The sequence below is a fragment of the Psychromonas sp. genome (genome assembly GCF_983033635.1).
Genome location: NZ_CEZLMY010000162.1, coordinates 5,938 through 8,084, shown reverse-complemented (window position 1 = coordinate 8,084; position 2,147 = coordinate 5,938). Strand labels below are relative to the sequence as shown.

The following is a 2,147-nucleotide window of genomic DNA, read 5'->3' as shown; positions in this document are numbered from 1 at the left end:
ATGCAGAAACTCCTCCAGTACTCAGGACTTATTGAAGTAATCAGAGACAACTTTTAGGAAGTCCTTACTGATGCCGTTCCAATAGCGCCAAGTGTGTCCGCCGGCTGCCGTTTGATAAGTGAAGTTAACACCGTTTTCTTTTAATTTTTTTACTAACTTTTCGTTAGAAGCAAAACTGATGGTGTCATCTTTACCACAGTAGAAATGCAGTTCAGAATCCATGGTAATTTTTCCATCTGCGCCTAGCTCGGGATATAAACTCATATTGAAAAAGCCGCTAAGAGGAGCCGCTAGTCCGAATACATCTTGATGACGGTGGGCTAAATAAAAAGCGCCAAATCCTCCCATCGACATTCCGGAAATAGCCGTGGAAGCTTTACCTGTTTTCACCCGGTAATTCGTGTCCACATAACCCATCACTTCTTTCATGATATGTGTTTCATACTCTCCAACATACATGCTTGTATCACCGAAAGGCATAACGACGATGAAAGGCTGAATCCAGCCTTTATGGAGATAGTTGTCCATAAAATTTTGGATTTTACCGTCTCGGGTCCACTGTCCTTCATTATTTCCGTAACCGTGCAGCAAAAATAAAACCGGGTAGCTTTTTACAGCGTTTTGCGAGTATCCGGGTGGAAGATAAATCATAAACGCACTGTTTGTCCCTAACGCTTTGCTTTGTATATTGATTTTTTCTACACTGCCGTGAGGGATGTCGACAGTAAGCTTAGCGTCGCTATTCTCTTCACCTAACACAATAATTGAGTTATAGCCTTCAAATCCATCGTCAGTGGTGGCTGGGTTGGCTTTGTCATAAGTCCACTCTCCATCAATAACGAACTTGTATTGCCAAGCCCCTTGCTCCAGATACAGGGGGAGAAACCAAACGCCGTCAGCTCCTTTTTTCATCTTCAGGACATTGCTTTGCCAGCTGGTCATCTCACCTGCAAGATAGACCTCTTTAGCATTGGCAGCCTGCACAGAAAAGATATGTTCAAAAGCGCCATCTTTAGGGGAGAGCATTGAACTGTATTTTTTAGCAATACTGTTATCTTTAACCATTGCGGTCGTTCCGTAAATAGTTCCATTCTCATACGTTACATTGAGTATGTCGTGATCATCGTTCAGGGAAAAAGAAAGCTTGCCGCCGTCTGCGATTTCCCATGTAAATGCAAGCGTTTCTCCGGCTTGACGATCTCCTCTGATAAGTGCTGAGCCCGCGGCTTTATCAATAGAAGGATCGGCCGCCCAGTAATAGGTGAACAGCACATTTTGTTTATTGATTTCTATGATTTTCACAGATTCTATTTTATTGTTAGCCCATTTTCCTGTCCATTTGCCGTCGAGCGTTTTTTCCAGATTCTCCGTTGTTGTGATGATTTTTGAGGCGATATATCCCGTCGTTGCGGTTGTTCCTGAGCATTCCATATCTTCGTTACTCCAAGTCCACTGCTCCATATTCTCGAATTTGTTGCCTTGATGCCTACTTGTTGCTTGAGAAATATCAGCGGTGCCGCCATTAATTTGAAAAGAGTAAGCGGGCCAGTGAATTTTTGAGCCTATTATCTCTCCGACAGCGCCATTTTCAGCTATCGATACCTGACAGTTATTCTGACTGACAGTGTAAAGATGGTTTTCCGTTCTTCCCTGGCCGCCGCATTGCGTGTCATCGACAACTTCCTCTGTTATCCAGGTGCCGGCCACTTGTGCGCAGTTATCATTAGCCAGCTCGGTATCACTGGAACAAGCTGTCATCCCAAGTAGAAGCGCTGATCCGGCAATTGCGCTTAAGCCTTTGGTAAAAATGTTTTTTATCTTCACATGATACTCCTGATTTTTGACTTTCTAGTTTGATAAAATAACTCGTTGAATTATTTACTGATTATATCAGTTTGTAAATATTGGATTTTATGTTTTGTTGCAAATTGAGATATAAATTATTGATGGATGTGTTTGTGGGAATATGGAATTTTCTGTTTAATAAAATGTTAAGCAAAATCAGAGCAACACTTTTATAAAACTAAGGAGAATCTGCTCGAATCTATGGGATCAGGTCTTGCGTTTGCTCTTTTAGGCAAAACGTAAGACTTGACTCTAGAGCTTCTCTATAAGAGGAAAGATAAAAGCTGAAGCGAATGGCTGGT

The 2,147-nt window shown here is 42.0% G+C and carries 1 protein-coding gene; it reads right to left on the bottom strand.

Annotated elements, in window-relative coordinates; translation table 11 throughout:
* Positions 1 to 21: 21 nt before the first annotated feature.
* Positions 22 to 1,824, bottom strand: a complete 1,803-nt coding sequence (locus AC4GME_RS15525) for an alpha/beta hydrolase-fold protein (RefSeq protein ID WP_490378803.1) — start codon at positions 1,822 to 1,824, stop codon at positions 22 to 24.
* Positions 1,825 to 2,147 lie beyond the last annotated feature (323 nt).